The organism is Mesocryomonas lacus (genome assembly GCF_055730135.2).
The window spans coordinates 70,717-86,429 of sequence record NZ_JBUZWE020000014.1 but is presented as its reverse complement, the minus strand read 5'-3'; the positions used below and the strand labels follow the sequence as shown (position 1 = coordinate 86,429).

General features: G+C 67.0%; 17 protein-coding genes. 9 read left to right on the top strand and 8 right to left on the bottom strand.

Going from position 1 to position 15,713, the window contains the following annotated elements:
- Window positions 1-60: 60 nt before the first annotated feature.
- From ACZLZY_RS20220 to ACZLZY_RS20210, 3 genes are all read left to right on the top strand, one after another.
- Window positions 61-810: an electron transfer flavoprotein subunit beta/FixA family protein gene (locus tag ACZLZY_RS20220; protein ID WP_472935850.1), complete on the top strand. Its 750-nt coding sequence runs from the start codon at window positions 61-63 to the stop codon at window positions 808-810.
- A 25-nt stretch (window positions 811-835) separates the two neighbouring features.
- The gene (locus tag ACZLZY_RS20215) at window positions 836-1,765 is read left to right on the top strand and encodes an electron transfer flavoprotein subunit alpha/FixB family protein (protein ID WP_472935849.1); all 930 of its coding nucleotides are present in this window, start codon (window positions 836-838) and stop codon (window positions 1,763-1,765) included.
- Window positions 1,766-1,948: 183 nt separating this feature from the next.
- A complete protein-coding gene (locus tag ACZLZY_RS20210) occupies window positions 1,949-2,830 on the top strand; it encodes a 3-hydroxybutyryl-CoA dehydrogenase (RefSeq protein ID WP_472935848.1) in 882 nt (293 codons plus the stop codon).
- 182 nt (window positions 2,831-3,012) lie between these two features.
- On the opposite strand, the gene tam is transcribed toward ACZLZY_RS20210, so the two are convergent.
- From tam to argH, 5 genes are all read right to left on the bottom strand, one after another.
- On the bottom strand, window positions 3,013-3,801 hold the full coding sequence (tam, locus tag ACZLZY_RS20205) for a trans-aconitate 2-methyltransferase (protein WP_472935847.1): 789 nt from the start codon (window positions 3,799-3,801) through the stop codon (window positions 3,013-3,015).
- 73 nt (window positions 3,802-3,874) lie between these two features.
- Window positions 3,875-6,631: a TIGR02302 family protein gene (locus ACZLZY_RS20200; RefSeq protein WP_472935846.1), complete on the bottom strand. Its 2,757-nt coding sequence runs from the start codon at window positions 6,629-6,631 to the stop codon at window positions 3,875-3,877.
- 148 nt (window positions 6,632-6,779) lie between these two features.
- Window positions 6,780-8,048 carry a diaminopimelate decarboxylase gene (gene lysA, locus ACZLZY_RS20195; RefSeq protein ID WP_472935845.1) on the bottom strand — a complete coding sequence of 423 codons (1,269 nt, stop codon included), beginning with the start codon at window positions 8,046-8,048 and terminating at the stop codon, window positions 6,780-6,782.
- A gap of 72 nt (window positions 8,049-8,120) precedes the next feature.
- On the bottom strand, window positions 8,121-8,420 hold the full coding sequence (locus ACZLZY_RS20190; protein ID WP_472935844.1) for a hypothetical protein: 300 nt from the start codon (window positions 8,418-8,420) through the stop codon (window positions 8,121-8,123).
- Between the two features lie 58 nt (window positions 8,421-8,478).
- Complete coding sequence (argH, locus tag ACZLZY_RS20185; RefSeq protein WP_472935843.1) at window positions 8,479-9,885, bottom strand: argininosuccinate lyase; 1,407 nt, start codon at window positions 9,883-9,885, stop codon at window positions 8,479-8,481.
- 36 nt (window positions 9,886-9,921) lie between these two features.
- On the opposite strand from argH, the gene tlpA reads away from it, so the two are divergent.
- The 3 genes from tlpA to ACZLZY_RS20170 are packed head-to-tail and all read left to right on the top strand — an operon-like array spanning window position 9,922 to window position 11,261.
- Window positions 9,922-10,584: a thiol:disulfide interchange protein TlpA gene (tlpA, locus tag ACZLZY_RS20180; protein ID WP_472935842.1), complete on the top strand. Its 663-nt coding sequence runs from the start codon at window positions 9,922-9,924 to the stop codon at window positions 10,582-10,584.
- Between the two features lie 60 nt (window positions 10,585-10,644).
- Window positions 10,645-10,866, top strand: a complete 222-nt coding sequence (vapB, locus tag ACZLZY_RS20175; RefSeq protein WP_472935841.1) for a type II toxin-antitoxin system VapB family antitoxin — start codon at window positions 10,645-10,647, stop codon at window positions 10,864-10,866.
- Window positions 10,863-11,261 carry a type II toxin-antitoxin system VapC family toxin gene (locus ACZLZY_RS20170; protein ID WP_472935840.1) on the top strand — a complete coding sequence of 133 codons (399 nt, stop codon included), beginning with the start codon at window positions 10,863-10,865 and terminating at the stop codon, window positions 11,259-11,261. The genes vapB and ACZLZY_RS20170 overlap by 4 nt, the downstream gene beginning before the upstream one ends.
- Before the next feature lie 6 nt (window positions 11,262-11,267).
- Here ACZLZY_RS20170 and ACZLZY_RS20165 read toward each other — a convergent pair whose 3' ends face one another.
- From ACZLZY_RS20165 to ACZLZY_RS20155, 3 genes are all read right to left on the bottom strand, one after another.
- Window positions 11,268-11,684, bottom strand: a complete 417-nt coding sequence (locus ACZLZY_RS20165) for a response regulator (RefSeq protein ID WP_472935839.1) — start codon at window positions 11,682-11,684, stop codon at window positions 11,268-11,270.
- Window positions 11,685-11,795: 111 nt separating this feature from the next.
- Complete coding sequence (gene hpt, locus ACZLZY_RS20160; RefSeq protein WP_472935838.1) at window positions 11,796-12,335, bottom strand: hypoxanthine phosphoribosyltransferase; 540 nt, start codon at window positions 12,333-12,335, stop codon at window positions 11,796-11,798.
- Window positions 12,332-12,988, bottom strand: a complete 657-nt coding sequence (locus ACZLZY_RS20155; RefSeq protein WP_472935837.1) for a hypothetical protein — start codon at window positions 12,986-12,988, stop codon at window positions 12,332-12,334. Before ACZLZY_RS20155 ends, hpt begins: the two co-directional genes overlap by 4 nt.
- Before the next feature lie 199 nt (window positions 12,989-13,187).
- On the opposite strand from ACZLZY_RS20155, the gene ftsE reads away from it, so the two are divergent.
- From ftsE to ACZLZY_RS20140, 3 genes are all read left to right on the top strand, one after another.
- Complete coding sequence (gene ftsE, locus ACZLZY_RS20150; RefSeq protein ID WP_472935836.1) at window positions 13,188-13,847, top strand: cell division ATP-binding protein FtsE; 660 nt, start codon at window positions 13,188-13,190, stop codon at window positions 13,845-13,847.
- The gene (locus tag ACZLZY_RS20145; protein WP_472935835.1) at window positions 13,840-14,826 is read left to right on the top strand and encodes a cell division protein FtsX; all 987 of its coding nucleotides are present in this window, start codon (window positions 13,840-13,842) and stop codon (window positions 14,824-14,826) included. The genes ftsE and ACZLZY_RS20145 overlap by 8 nt, the downstream gene beginning before the upstream one ends.
- A 242-nt stretch (window positions 14,827-15,068) precedes the next feature.
- Window positions 15,069-15,686 (top strand): YdcF family protein, encoded by a 618-nt coding sequence (locus ACZLZY_RS20140; RefSeq protein WP_472935834.1) that lies wholly within the window; start codon window positions 15,069-15,071, stop codon window positions 15,684-15,686.
- Window positions 15,687-15,713 lie beyond the last annotated feature (27 nt).

Here is a 15,713-nt window from a genome sequence, read left to right as displayed (position 1 = left end):
ACGCCATCCCCGCCGTCATTTGGCCCGCCCCGCGCGGGCGCGTCATAGGAGAGTTCCGGGATGAAGATCCTCGTCGCCGTCAAGCGGGTGGTGGACTATAACGTGAAGATCCGCGTGAAGCCGGACGGCACGGGCGTCGACCTTGCCAACGTCAAGATGAGCATGAACCCGTTCGACGAGATCGCCGTCGAGGAGGCCATCCGGCTGAAGGAGAAGGGCGTGGCGACCGAGATCGTCGCCGTCTCAATCGGCCCGCAGCAGGCGCAGGAAACGCTCCGCACGGCGCTCGCCATGGGCGCCGACCGCGGCATCCTGATCAAGGTCGAGGGCGTGACCGAGCCGCTGGCCGTTGCCAAGCTCCTGAAGGGCGTCGTCGAGGTCGAGAAGCCGGACCTCGTCATCCTCGGCAAGCAGGCGATCGACGACGACTGCAACCAGACCGGCCAGATGCTGGCGGCGCTGCTCGGCTGGAGCCAGGGCACCTTCGCCAACCAGCTGGAGCTCGCGGACGGCAAAGCGACCGTAACGCGCGAAGTCGATGGCGGCCTGCAGACCGTCGCGCTGACGATGCCGGCGATCGTCACCGCGGACCTGCGCCTCAACGAACCGCGCTACGCCTCGCTGCCGAACATCATGAAGGCGAAGAAGAAGCCGCTGGAGGAAAAGACCGCGGCCGACTACGGCGTCGACGTCACCCCGCGCTTGACCGTCGTGTCCACCGTCGAGCCCGCCAAGCGCGGCGCCGGCATCAAGGTCGCCTCGGTCGACGAGCTGATCGGCAAGCTGCGCGGCGAAGCCGGCGTCCTCTGACCCAAGCGATGAAAGGAAACTCGCTATGACCACGCTTCTCATCGCCGAGCACGATGCGCACGGCCTTTCCGAGCTGACCGCCAAGGCGCTGACCGCGGCGACCGCCCTTGGCGGCGACGTACACGTGCTCGTCGCCGGCGCGGGCGTCGGCGACGTTGCCGCCGCCGCTGCCAAGCTATCGGGCGTCTCCAAGGTGCTGCAGGCCGATGCGCCGGCCTATGCCAACCTCCTCGCCGAACCGCTGGCCGACCTCATCGTCAGCCTCGCCGGCCAATATGACGCGATCGTCGGGCCGTCGACCACCACGGTGAAGAACGTCCTGCCGCGCGTTGCCGCTCTCCTCGACGTCATGCAGATCTCGGACGTCATCAAGGTGGTGAGCGCCGACACGTTCGAGCGGCCGGTCTATGCCGGCAACGCCATCCAGACCGTGACCTCGCAGGACGCCAAGAAGATCGTCACCGTCCGCACCGCGTCCTTCGCGACGACGGGCGAGGGCGGTTCGGCAGAGATCGAGACGGTCGAGGCCGTGGCCGACAAGGGGCTCTCGGCCTTCGTCGAGGATCGCCTGGCGACCTCCGACCGGCCGGAGCTGACCTCGGCCAAGATCATCCTGTCGGGTGGTCGGGCGCTCGGCTCCAAGGAGAAATTCGAGGAGCTGATCCTGCCGCTCGCCGACAAGCTCGGCGCTGCCATCGGCGCCTCGCGCGCGGCGGTCGATGCGGGCTACGCGCCGAACGACTGGCAGGTTGGCCAGACCGGCAAGGTGGTCGCGCCCGACCTCTACATCGCCGCCGGCATTTCCGGCGCGATCCAGCATCTCGCGGGCATGAAGGACTCCAAGGTCATCGTCGCCATCAACAAGGACGAGGAAGCACCGATCTTCCAGGTCGCCGATTACGGCCTCGTCGGCGATCTCTTCACGCTGCTGCCGGAGCTGCAGTCCAAGCTCTAGCCGTGATGCCCCGCTTGCCGGGGATTGGAAATTTCACCGCTTTCGCTCCGCGAAGGCTTGTGAAAGGATTGTGGGCCTCGCAGCGATGCGGGGCCTTGTTTGTTTCAGCGCCGGCGCCAGGCCGGGCGGGACTGAACCGGCCGCAAGGCAAGCGGGCCAAAAATCAACGCGGAAGATGGACGGATGTCGGAGAGACTGAGGAAGATCGGCATTGTCGGGGCAGGGCAGATGGGGGCGGGCATCGCCCATGTCGTCGCCCTCGCCGGCTATGGCGTCGTGCTCTACGACGTCTCGCCCGAGAGGGCCGAGAAAGGCATCGCCACGGTCGCCGCGACGCTCGACCGCCAGCGCGCCTCCGGCAAGATCTCGGCCGAGGAGAGGCTGTCGGCGCTCGGCCTCATCGCGCCGGCAAGGGCCGTCGAGGATCTCGCGGAGATGGACCTCGTGATCGAGGCGGCGACCGAGGACGAGGCGATCAAGCGCAAGATTTACGCCACGGTCTGCCCGGTGCTGAAGCCGGACGCCATTCTCGCCACCAACACCTCGTCGATCTCGATCACCCGGCTCGCCGCCGCCACCGACCGGCCGGAACGCTTCATCGGCATCCACTTCATGAACCCGGTGCCGGTGATGAAACTGGTCGAGCTGGTACGCGGCATCGCCACCGCCGACCCGACCTTCGAGGCCTCCCAGCAGTTCGTCGCCACCCTCGAGAAGACGACGACCGTCTCCGAGGATTTTCCCGCCTTCATCGTCAACCGCATCCTCCTGCCGATGATCAACGAGGCGATCTACACGCTCTACGAGGGCGTCGGCTCGGTCGAGGGCATCGATACCGCCATGAAGCTCGGCGCCAACCATCCGATGGGCCCGCTGCAGCTCGCCGACTTCATCGGCCTCGACACCTGCCTGTCGATCATGCAGGTCCTGCACGACGGTCTTGCCGACCCGAAATATCGGCCGTGTCCGCTGCTGGTGAAATACGTCGAGGCCGGCTGGCTCGGCCGCAAGACCCACCGCGGCTTCTACGACTACCGCGGCGAGGTGCCGGTCCCGACGCGATAGGGCTCGGTGGCCGGGCATGCGAACGAGCGATTGGCTTCCGTTGACTTGGAATTTAGCCGGATGTCTCATGTCCTTCCTTGACGGATCCGGACAATCGGCATGACCGCCGCCAAGCAGCGCAGTTTTACCCTGCCGCCGGCGGGCGCCAGCTTACCCCGATGACGGAGGACTGATCTACGAGGCTAACGTGCCCGCTGCGCCACGATGAAGATCCGCGGAAACGCCAGCAGCCGGCGTCCGTCGCTGCGCTGGGGATAGGCGGCATCGACCTTCGCCTCGTAGCTTTTGAGAAATGCCGGTCGCAACTCGGCCGGCAGTGCGTCGAGGAAAGGTCGTAAGCCCGTCGCCTTCAGCCATTCGACGATCGCCGCCGGGTCGTCCATGCGGTGGTGGTAGATGGTCCGCCAGACATCAACCAAGTCGGCATCCGCTGCAAGGTCGTCATAGCTTACCGGGAGCGGCGGGAGGGTCGTGCGGGCGCCCGCGGCCGCCGTGGTGTAGGCTTCGAACGCCGGCTCCGCCGCGGTGTCGCGCATTGCGACATGCGAGGGCTCGCCGAGATTGTCCGGCATCTGGATCGCCAGCACGCCGCCCGGCGCCAGACTGGCGAGAAGGCGCGGGAGGAGCTGCTGGTGGTTGGGCAGCCATTGCAGGACCGCATTGGCGAAGATCACGTCGGGCGCCTCTTCCGGCGACCATGCCGAAATGTCGGCGATCTCGAAGCGGCACTCCGGCAGGCGCTGGCGGGCCGCCTCGATCATCGCCGACGAGGTATCGAGCCCGAGAATCTCAGCGTCCGGCCAGCGCCTCGCCAGAAGCTCGGTCGAATTGCCGGGGCCGCAGCCGAGATCGACGACACGCCGCGGGTTTGGCAGCAGGATGCGGTCGAGCAGGTCGCGGGCGGGGCGGGTGCGCTCCTCCTCGAAGCGGAGATAGAGCGCTGGCGCCCAGTCGGACTTGGGTGTGGTCATGCCATGCCTTCGATGTCGGGACGCGCCGCCATCCCGTTAGAAAAGCGCGACTCCGCGCCGCGCCCGAGCGGAGCTACTGCGTCTTCAGCAGCCGCTCCAAATACTCGCGCTCGAGCTGCGGTGATAGCGCGTCGCCAAGACGGTTGCGGATCGCATCGAGGATCTTGCGGGCGCGCTGCGTGTCGATCTCGTCGGGCACGCGCACGTCCTGGCCGAAGTCTGCGCCTTGCGTGGAGCGCGGCCGGCCGAGCGGATCGCGGCCGGAGCGCTGCTGGCCCTGACTGAAGCCCTGGCCCATCTGCCCTTGCTGGCCTGGCTGCTGGCCTTGGCCCTCGCCTTGCTGCATCGCCTGCTGCATCTGCTGCATCATGTCCTTGGCGCCGCGGCGCAGAGCCTCCATCGCTTGGCCTTGCTGGCCGACTGCCTCGCCGTAATTGCCCTCGCCAAGCGCGCCTTCGGCCTTGCCCATCGCCTTGCCCGCTTCGCCGAGCGATTCGCCGGGCTCCATGCCCATGCCCTTCATGCCGTCCTGGAGCGACTGAAGATCCTTCTGCAGCTGGCCTTGCTGCTTCTTCAGATCCTCCAGCGCTTGCTTCAGCTCATCGGCCGTCATCGGCTTGCCAGCCTGCTGTTCACCAGACTGCCCTTGCTCGCCCGGCTGCGGCTCGTTGTTCAGCCCTTCGCCCATCTGGTCCTGCATCTGCTGCTGCATCTGCTTGCGACCGAGCTCATAGGTCTTGTCCTTCAGCGCCTGCTGCTGACGCAGCATCTCACCGAGCTTGTCCATCTGCTGGCGCATGGCGTTCTGCTGGCCATCCTGCTGCTGCTGCTGCTGCTGACCAGGCTGCTGCATCGCCTGCATCTGGTCCATCATCTGCTGTAGTTCGGAAAGCAGCTGCTGGGCGGCATCCTTGGAGCCCGACTTCGCAAGATCCTCGATCCGGTCCATCATCTTTTCGATGTCGGACGGGCGGATTTCCTGCGCGTTCTGCATCTGCTCCTGGCTCATCGGCGGCTGGTTCTTCATCGCCTCGGCCATCGCCTGCATGTATTCCTGCATGGCTTCGCGCAACTCGGCCATTAGCTTGTCGATCTCTGCGTCATCAGCGCCCTTCTCGATCGCGTCGGCGAGCTTCTCCTTGGCGTCGCGCAGCTTCTTCTCGGCAAGCGACAGGTTGCCGTCCTCGATCCCCAGCGCGATCTGCCACATGAAGTCGAGCGCCGACACCAGCGTCGCGTCATCCTCGGCATTGGCGATGCGGCTGCGGGCGGCGCGCAGCGACAAATAGGCCGAGGCGCTCTCGATGAAGTCCTCGCCGCGCAGCGTCACCGCGTCGAGCATTTCGGTGACCCGCGGCACGGCATTGGCATCGAGCGCCAGGATCCGCCGCTGCTCGACCACCGCCCGCGCGAGCGGGTTGGAGAACGGCCGCTCGGGCAAGGTCAGGACCTTGGTCTCGGACCGTCCGGTTTGGCCGGCATCGTCGGTCGCTTCGAGGGTCATGCCAACTTCGGCGCCGGCATAGGGGCTCTCGGTCAGATCGATGGACGTGCGTCCCTTCGCCTCGCCCTTGGTCCGCCGCGGCAAGGAAAGCGTGATCTCCGGTACGGGAACCAGCGGCCGCGCGCCGGCCGCCTGCGCGCCGCGCACTTCGATCGCGACCGTCCCCTTGCGAACGCCATAGTCGTCGCCAACGGTGAACGGAATTTCCAGCGCGCCCTTGCGGGCGGCAGCCGGCTCGTCGGTGAAGGCGATGGTCGGCGGCGCGTCGGGCGTGACGGTAAAACGCCAGTCGCCGAGCGTGCGGAAAGTCGAGGCGAGCTGAACCGTGCCGCTGTCGACGAGCGGCACGTCGAATTCGCCCGCCGCCGGCCGTTCCGCCGTGTCCTGGCCGGAAGCGGGGCGAGCCACGGAGCCCGCATCGACCGCTGAATTAGCGGCGGCCTTGTCGCTAGGCGTGGTGTCCGCATCGAGTGAATTTACATCCGCGGCCGCAGGTTCGCCGGCGCCACCCGGCGCGATGTCCTCGGCGACGTCGCTACCCTCCGGCGTGAAGGTCAGTTTGGTGTCGCTGCCGTCGGACACCCGCACCGACAGGACGCTGCCCTCGGGAACCTCGATCGCCGCGGCCGGGCTGTCGGCTGTCTCTGCCCGGGCCCCGGCGAGCGCCACATCGGTCAGGAAGATCGGCGCGCGGCCGGTGTAGGACGGCGGCGTCACCCAGGCATCGACGCGTGCCGCCAGCAGCGGCGAGGCCTCAGGCGAGGCGAAGGCGTCGGTCAGGCGGCCGCCGACCGGGCCGTAGGAAAAGGCGAAGGCGGTGACGAGCAGCAGTGCGGCAATGGCGCGCAACCCGTAAGGGTCGAGCCGCTCCGTCCGGGTCTCCGGTGTACCGCCGGTGAGATGGCGCAGCCGCAGTGCCATGCGGCGCTGGTGCTCGTGCCAGAGGGCGAGGGCGATCGGGTCCGTGCCGGTCGGCCGGTCTGCTTGCACCTGCAGCGGCTGGTGGTCGAGGCGGCTGCGGCTCTCGATCCGCTGGTCGATCGCCGCCGGGGAGGCTAGGCGCAGCCCGCGGGCGCGCCAGAGCGTCAGCCCGGCCGCGGCAGCGAATGCCACCAGCACGGCAAGGCGCAGAAAGCCCGGCAGCAGCGCGAAAAGGCCGAACCAGGCGAAGGCGAGGAAGACCGCGAGGATCGATGCGAGCGCAAAGAGCGTCGGCCAGATCTGCTCGAACAGCATTGCTGCCCCGGCCAGACGGCGCGTCGACCGAAGCCGTGCCGCGTCGGCGGGCATGGCGGCGGACGCGACCTTCTTGGAATCTTTCGGCATTCGGCCCGATCTCGTCTGGTGCAGTCCAGCGGCCAGCCTAGCATTTTTTGCGGCGAAGGCGAGGCGGTGACCGATCTGTGAACGTCCCGTCAGTCCCCGCAGCGGTTTCGGACGGACCGAGCATCCCGCCGCGGCTGACCGACAGGCGTCAGTCTTCCAGCCAGGGCGGCAAGCGGTCGAGGGCGATCAGCTGCTCGACCGTCTGGCGGGGCCTGACCGTGAAGAAGGCGTCCCCGTTCACCAGCACCTCGGGCACCAGCGCCCGCGTGTTGTATGTGCCGGACTGCACGGCCCCGTAGGCGCCGGCCGAGGCGATGGCGATGAGATCGCCGGCCGCAACCGCCGGGATCGAGCGGTCGTGCGCCATGAAGTCCCCGCTCTCGCAGACCGGGCCGACGATGTCGGCGGTGATGTGCGGGGCGCCGAGGCTTTCGGTCACCGGCCGGATGTCGTGCCAGGCCTCGTAAAGGGTCGGCCGGATCAAATCGTTCATCGCGGCGTCGACGATGACGAAGACCTTGTCGCCGGTGTCCTTCACGTAGAGCACCTTGGAGACGAGGATGCCGGCATTGGCGACGATCAGTCGGCCGGGCTCGAACACCACCTTGCAACCGAGACCTCGCACGTGCCGCTTGACCGTTTCGGCGTATTCGACCGGCAGCGGCGGCGGCGTGTTGTCGTGGCGGTAAGGCACGCCCAGACCGCCGCCGACGTCGACATGGCTGATCGTATGGCCGGCGGCCCGAAGCTCGCCGACGAGAACGGCGAGCTTGCTGAAGGCGAGGTCAAACGGCTCGAGATCGGTGATCTGACTGCCGATGTGCATGTCGATGCCGGACACCGCGATGCCCGGCAGGTCGCGCGCCCGGGCATAGACCGGCAGCGCCCGGTCAAAGGCGATGCCGAACTTGTCGGACTTCTTGCCGGTGGAGATCTTGTGGTGGGTCTTGGCGTCGACGTCGGGGTTGATCCGGAACGAGACATGCGCGGTCTTGCCCAGCGCCTTGGCGCGGGCTGAGACCATTTCCAGTTCCGGCTCGGACTCGATGTTGAAGCAGAAGATGCCGGCGCTGAGCGCCTGGTCGATCTCGTCCGCCGTCTTGCCGACGCCGGAGAACATGATCTTCTCCGGCGCGATGCCCGCGGCGAGCGCCCTCTGCAGTTCGCCGCCGGAGACGACGTCGGCGCCGGCGCCGAGACGGGCGAGGGTCGTCAGAACCGCCTGGTTCGAATTCGCCTTCATGGCGTAGCAGACGAGGGCGTCGATATCGGCAAAGGCCTCGGCGAAGACGCGGTAGTGCCGGGTCAGCGTCGCGGTGGAATAGCAGTAGAACGGCGTGCCGACCACATTGGCGATCTCGGCGATGCCGACGTCCTCGGCGTGGAGCGTGCCGTCGCGGTACTCGAAATGGTTCATCGTCAGGGCATCCGGAACGCCGGGCGCGCCCGTTAGGGCAGGCCGTGCGGACGTCGATCGCGTCGGGGGGGGTCAGTTCAGCAGGAAATCCAGCGGAAAACTCTGTTTCTCGGCCTTGGTATTGCGGCTGACTTCCGCCGGCGAGACGTTGAGGTTGCTGTCATTGGCGCCGAGGCGCTGCGCCCGCTGGAAGGTCGCGGCCTCGCTCGAGCCTGTCGGGACTGGCGCTAGGCTGGTGCTGGTGCCGGCGCTGCCGCCTGAGGTGATCGGCGCGGTGACGGGCCTTGGAGCCACTGGCAGGTTCTTGCGCCCGCAGCCGGTCAAGGCGAGACCCGCTGCCAAAATTACCATCGAAAGCCTGAAGGTCTTCATCGTCGCATTCATCCCCAGCGCTTCCCCGCGCCCTTGATAGCTTCTCCCGCCGGAGAAATCACCCCCGCGCGGCGGCAAGGCGTTGGCGCCATTCGGCGATCTCGCGGCGAACGTTGTCGGGCGCGGTTCCGCCAAAGCTTGTCCGGCTGCGCACCGAGGCGTCGACGCCCAGCACGGCGAAGACGGCATCGGTGATCCTCGGCTCCAGCGTCTGCAGATCCTCGACGGTGAGATCCTCCAGCCCGGTGCCGCGGCCTTCGGCCAGCGCCACGGCGCGACCGGTCACATGGTGCGCCTCGCGGAAGGGCAAGCCGATCTCGCGCACCAGCCAGTCGGCAAGGTCGGTCGCGGTCGAGAAGCCATGGCCGGCGGCCTTGCGCATCGCCTCGACATTGACGACGAGATCGCGGACCATGCCGGTGGCCGCGGCAAGGGCGAGGGCCAGGCTGTCGATCGCGTCGAACACCTGTTCCTTGTCTTCCTGCATGTCCTTGGAATAGGCGAGCGGCAGGCCCTTCATCACCGTCAGCAGCGAGACCAGCGCGCCGTTGATGCGCCCGGTCTTGGCGCGGACCAGTTCGGCCGCATCCGGATTGCGCTTCTGGGGCATGATCGAGGAGCCGGTGGAGAAGGCATCGGACAGCCGGATGAAGTTGAACTGCGGCGTCGACCAGATCACCAGTTCCTCGGCAAAGCGCGAGAGGTGCACGGCGGCGATCGCGGCCATCGACAGGAATTCCAGCGCGAAGTCGCGGTCCGACACCGAATCGATCGAGTTGCGGGTCGGGCCGCAGAAGCCGAGCGCCGAAGCCGTCTTGTGGCGGTCGATGGGAAAGCCGGTGCCGGCGAGGGCGGCCGCGCCGAGCGGTGACCAGTCCATCCTCTCGATCGCGTCGGTGCAGCGCGAACGGTCGCGCGCGGCCATCTCGACATAGGCGAGGCAATGGTGACCGAAGGTCACGGGCTGGGCGACCTGCAGGTGGGTAAACCCCGGCATCACCGTCTCGGCATGCTCCTCGGCCCGGTCGAGCAGCGCCTCGATCAGGCCGGTGAAGGCGGCCTCCGCCGCCTGGCAGGCGCGTTTGACATAAAGGCGAAAATCGACGGCGACCTGGTCGTTGCGCGAGCGGGCGGTGTGCAGCCGGCCGGCCGCCGGGCCGATGATTTCGGCGAGGCGCGCCTCGACGTTCATGTGGATGTCCTCGCGTTCCCGCGAAAACGTGAAGGCGCCGCTTTCGATCTCCTGTCGGATCATGTCGAGACCGCGTGCTATCTCCGCGGCGTCCTCGGACGTGATGATGCCTTGTTCGGCGAGCATGGCCGCGTGGGCCTTGGAACCCGCGATGTCTTCCTGGAAGAGACGCTTGTCGAAATCGATCGACGCGTTGATCTCCTGCATGATGGCGTCGGGGCCCGAGGCGAAGCGGCCGCCCCACATCTCGTTGCCCGCCGTCTTCTCGGTCATCTCGGTTCTTTCGAATACGCTTGGAAAAGGTCAGCCATGTCTCAACAGAACGCAACGCCACGCCGCCGCTTCGCCCTTGTCGGCGTCCTGGCCCTCGTCGCCGGCGTCCTCGCGGGCGCCGTCGGCATATACGTGATGGAGGCGGGCTCTGGCAATCAAACGCTCGCCGGCAACTGCCCGGCGAGCGAGGGCTTCCGACAGGCGCTCAACGATACCGCCAAGGGGGAGGTCGCGGCCGTGACGCCGCTGGATACGCCGTTCGACGCCTCGACGCTCGCCTTCCGCAAGGGCGACGACACGCCGGTAACGCTCGCTGAGTTCTCCGGGAAGACGCTGCTGGTCAACCTCTGGGCCACCTGGTGCGTGCCTTGCCGGGCCGAGATGCCGGCGCTCGACGCGCTGGAAAAAAGCCAGGGCGGCGATGACTTCGCGGTCGTCCCGATCAATGTCGATCTCGGCTCCGTGGATACGCCGAAGGCCTTCTACGCCGACACCGGCATCCAGGCGCTGCCGTTCTACCGCGACGACACGATGGCCGTGTTCAACGACCTGAAGGCCCAGGGCGTCACCATCGGCCTGCCGGTCAGCCTGATCGTCGATGCCAAGGGATGCGCCCGCGGCGTCATCACCGGACCCGCTGAATGGGCGAGCCCGGACGCCATTGGCATGGTCCAGGCGGTGAAGGCGCGAAGCTTGTAGGAAGCAGTCGCTGAGGATATATACCGCTTGTATATGTGTCCTGTTTTAAGGGAGCATTCTATGACCCGGACGAGCCTGTTCAAGTCGAACAAGACGCAGGCCGTCAGGCTCGCCAAGGACGTTGCCTTTCCCGACACTGTGACGGAGGTGGTCATTATCCGCGATGGCCCTCGCCGGATCATCACGCCCGCCGATGCCGCCTGGGACGATTTCTTCCTCGAGCCAGGCACCATAATCGAGGAGCCGGAGGACCCGCCGGTGCAAGAGCGAGACGCGCTGTGAGCCTGCGGTATCTGCTGGATACCAATCTTTGTATTCGGGTTCTGCGTGATCGTCCGCCGTACCTGCGCGAAAAGTTCAACGAAGAGGCTGATGCACTGTGCATCTCGACGGTCGTCCGGACCGAGCTGTTGTTCGGCGCCGAGAAATCTGCGCGGCCAGCTGAGAGCCGCCGCGACGTGAACAGGCTGGCCGGGCGTATGGCCGTCCTCGCTTTCGACGAGGATGCCGCGACGCATGCTGCCGAGATCAGGATGTCGCTTCAGCGACAGGGTCTTCAGATCGGTGCCTACGATCTTCTCATCGCCGGCCATGCTCGCAGCCGCGGGCTGGTCGTCGTGACCGGCAATTTGGGCGAGTTCTCGCGGGTCGAGGGACTGCGAAGCGAGGACTGGTAGGGTCCATTACCCGTACCGTCGCAGCGGCACGTCCTCGCCCATCTCCGCTGCCGCGCTTCGCGGTCCGAGCGCCGCATCCACCCGCTCTCTGATCTCGCTGAGGGTGAACGGCTTGTCGACGACGCCGGCGACGATGCGCATCAGGTCCTCGGCGGCCTCGCGCTGCTCGGCATAGCCGGTCATCAGGAGGATCGTCAGGTCGGGCCATTGCCGGTGCGTCGCGTGAGCCAACTCGATGCCGGTCATCGCGGGCATGCGGATGTCAGACAGCAGCAGGTCGTAGGCGCCGTCGTCTTCGACGAGCCGCTCCAGCGCATATTCGCCGTCTTCCACCGCGACGACGCTGTGGCCTTCCAGCCGCAAGGCGCGGGTCACCAGAAGGCGCACGCCGGCATCGTCTTCGGCCACCAGGATGCGGGCCATGACTCTATCCTTCCACACGTGGGGAAAGGGCAAGCGGCGCAATGCGGTCTTGCCTAAAGGTCTTGCATGGCAGGGCGGGCTTGCGCCAGCCTGACCCTGTCGTTTCGCGCATCAGGCCTCGACGACGCGGCCGACGAAGGGAAGTTCGCGAAAGGCGTGCGCGACGTCCATGCCATAGCCGACGACGAAATGGTCGGGACAGTCGAAGCCGGTATAGTCCGCCTCGATGTCGGCTTTGCGCTTCATGCGCTTGTCGAGGAGCACGGCGACCTCGACGGCCGTCGCCCCGCGCGAGAGCATCAGGTCGCGGGCGAACTTGATGGTACGGCCGGATTCCAGGATGTCGTCGATCATCAGGACGCTCCGCCCGGCGACGTCGGTCTCGACATCGCGCACGACGCGTACTGTCCCGCCGGTGGTACCAGCGCCATAGCTCGACAGCGAGATGAACTCGACCTCCGGCGCGACCCCCGCGCGGTGCAAAGCGCGAATGAGGTCTGCGGCGAAGACGAAGGAGCCCTTCAGCACGGCGACCACCAAGAGGTCCTCCGGCGCTTCGCGGGCGATCTCGCCGGCCAGGCGCTCGATCTCGGCGGCGATCGCCTCCTGCGAAAACAGCGTCTCGATGTCTCGGCCGCGCACGGTGATCATTCGGCAGGTGTCCTTCGGGCGGCGTTCTTGAGGTCGCGGACATTCTGCACGGATCCGAGCCGCGCGACGCCGGCCGGATGAGAGCCGGCGGCGACAGGATAGACGCCGCCGAGCGTGCCGGGAAGCGGTGCCGGGTGGGTATCCCCGCTAAAGGCGAGACGCGTCGGTGCCACGGCCGGCGTGGCATAGAGGATCCGGATCGGCTTGTCGGCCTGTTTTGCGGCTGCGACGGTCGGGGCAGGGGACCATGAAGGGCTGGAAGGCTGCGACAGGGCCGCGACCTCGGGCGCCCCGCGCTCCAAGCCGGTATAGACAGAAACCGCGGCGAGCGGCACGAGGGCTGCCAGCGTCACCACCCCGGCGATCCATACAGAGCGCGGGAGGACGGAGCGCGACCCTTCAGCCGAGGCAGCGAAGCTCTGACGTGGTGCGCCCTGGAACAGAAGGTCGGGGGCAGGCGGCGTCCGCCGCCGCGTCTGCTGCGGCCGGGACCTGCCGGAGGAAGCGGGCGGGACGGCGCGGGCGGGCGCTTCGGCCCATGCCTCGCCGTCGACCGGCTTGGCCCGTGCATGCCGGGCGATCAGCACCGCCTCGCCGTCGATCACCAGGGCTGGCCGCGGGCGGGCCGAACCGCGATTGAGATGCTCCGTCATCGCGGATTCCTCCGTTCCGTTTAGGATGAGGTAAGGAATGATGGTTAACGAAGGGTGAAGCGGGTGCCGGAGCCTGGCCGCGGCGCCGGCCAGAAATGAACACACTGTCGGCGTTTGAGAGTAGCATGCGGCGACGGCGAGGACGGCGGGCAGGGGTTCCTGCCGGCGGCGTCCGTTGCGGCCACGGGAAAGGCATCGTGTGATACGTTTCGAGAATGTAGGGCTGCGCTACGACATGGGGCCGGAGGTGCTTCGCGACCTGACGTTCGAGATCAAGCGCCAGTCCTTCCAGTTCCTGACAGGCCCTTCGGGCGCCGGCAAGACCAGCCTGCTGCGCATGTTGTTCCTGGCGCTGAAGCCGACGCGCGGGCTGATCACCGTGCTCGGCAAGGACGCCTCGACTCTCTCGCGCGCCGACCTGCCGTCGATCCGCCGGCGCATCGGCGTCGTCTTCCAGGATTTCCGGCTGCTCGAGCACATGACCACCTACGAGAACGTCGCGCTCCCGCTCCGGGTGCGCGGCAAGGAGGAGGCGAGCTACCGCCAGGATGTCATCGACCTCATCAAATGGGTCGGCCTCGGCGAACGCATGAACGCGTTGCCGGTGGTGCTCTCGGGCGGCGAGAAGCAGCGCGCGGCGATCGCTCGGGCGCTGATCGACCAGCCCGACATCCTCCTCGCGGACGAGCCGACAGGCAATGTCGACCCGCCTCTCGCCCGCCGGCTGCTGCGCCTGTTCATGGAGCTCAACCGCACCGGCACGGCCGTCATCATCGCCACGCATGATCTCGGCCTGATGGACCAGGTCGAGGCGCGCCGGCTGATCCTGTCCGACGGCAGGCTCGACATCTATGATTGACCGCAAGGCCCTCATTGCCAGCCTGCGCGGCCGGATCCGGCGCTTCGCCCGTCGGCAGGTCGACAAGCCGACGCCGATCGTGCCGCCCGGCAATGTCGCCGGCCGGGCGCTGATGACGGTGATCGGCATCATGACCTTTCTCGCCAGCCTGACGCTCGGCGCGGTGACGCTGGTCTCGGACACCGCTTCGGTCTGGGAGAGCCAGATTTCGCGCGAGATCACCGTGCAGGTGCGCCCCGACGATGGGCTCGACATGCGCAAGGCGCTGGAGACGGTGCGCGGCATCGCGCTGGCAACGCCGGGCGTCGCCAGCGCCAACATCATGGACGATGCTGCCACCGGCCGGCTGCTCGAGCCCTGGCTCGGCGAAGGTCTCGACCTCGACGACCTGCCGGTGCCGCGGCTCGTGCTCGTCGCCATCGACGAATCCGCCCAGCCCGACTTCGCCGCACTTCGGGCCAAGCTTGTCGCGGCCGTGCCGCAGGCCAGCCTCGACGATCACCGAGCCTGGGTGTCACGCCTCGTTTCAATGGCCAACGCCACCGTGCTGATCGGCGCGGCGATCCTCATTCTGGTGATGATCGCGACCGTCCTGACGGTGATCTTCGCCACCCGCGGCGCAATGTCAGGCAGCCGCAACATCATCGAGGTGCTGCATTTCGTCGGCGCGCGGTCGAGCTTCATCGCCGCGGAATTCCAGGGCCACTTCCTGAAGCTCGGCCTCGTCGGGGCTATGGCCGGCGGATCCGTCGCGCTGATGGTTTTCGTCCTGATGGGCTTCTGGACTCAGTCCAACCAGGCAACGCCGGAGGCTGACCAGATCAGCGCGCTGTTTGGCTCCTTCGCCATCGGCTGGAGGGGCTATGCCGGCGTCGTCGTGCTGATTGCAACAGTCGGCGGTCTCACTGCGTTCACCTCGCGATTGACGGTGAAGCGGCAACTCGCCGCGATCGATATGATTTCGCCGGTCGAGGCATGAATATCTCTGGCGCGCCGGTTTCCGATCGGGACGTCAAACCAAATCGTTAACCATTTGCGCCCACCCTTTACACCACCGAAACGGAACCCAGCTTAATCCAGATGTCGTCGTTCTCAGCTCCCTTCTCCTCCCGGCACGCGGCGTCTCACGACGCCGGTCGGCCGGCGGCGGGTGATGCTCGCAAGGGCCTGGATAGAGGGAAGGGCGGTCGGGGCAGCAGGCGCCGGAAGCTGGCGCTGACGGTGGCGGCCGCAAGCCTTCTCGGGCTTGGCTATCTCGGCGGCGGGTTCCTACGCTTCACCCAGGAAGTCGCATCGCTGAACACGCCGCAGCGCGTTCAGTCGGCGGATGGTATCGTCGTTCTCACCGGTGGCGCGTTGCGCGTCGACCAAGCGATCGACCTGTTGAAGGAAGGCCGCGCCAAGCGGCTGCTCATCTCGGGCGTCAACCCCGGAACGAGTATCGCAACCCTCTCCAAGCTGACCGATACCGACCGCGGCTGGTTCGATTGCTGCGTCGACCTCGACTACGACGCACTGAACACCGTCGGTAATGCGGAGATGGCCGATCTTTGGGCGCGCAATCTCGGCTTTAAGGAACTCATCCTGGTTACCTCCGACTACCACATGCCGCGCACGCTCCTGGAGTTCGAGCGCTTTGCCCATGTCTCGGTGATCCGTCCCTATCCGGTGGCACGCGGCGATCTCTGGTCGACCCAGACCGTGCCGACAGCCCTCGGCATGAAGGTCCTGATGGTCGAGTACGCCAAGCTCATCGCCACCCGGCTGCGACTTGCCGCGGGTGTCGAGGCGCCGCGGGCGCTGTTCTCCGCAGGTTCGGCGGTCAAGCGCCCGTCTTGATGCCGCCATCGATGGCGGCTATGGGCT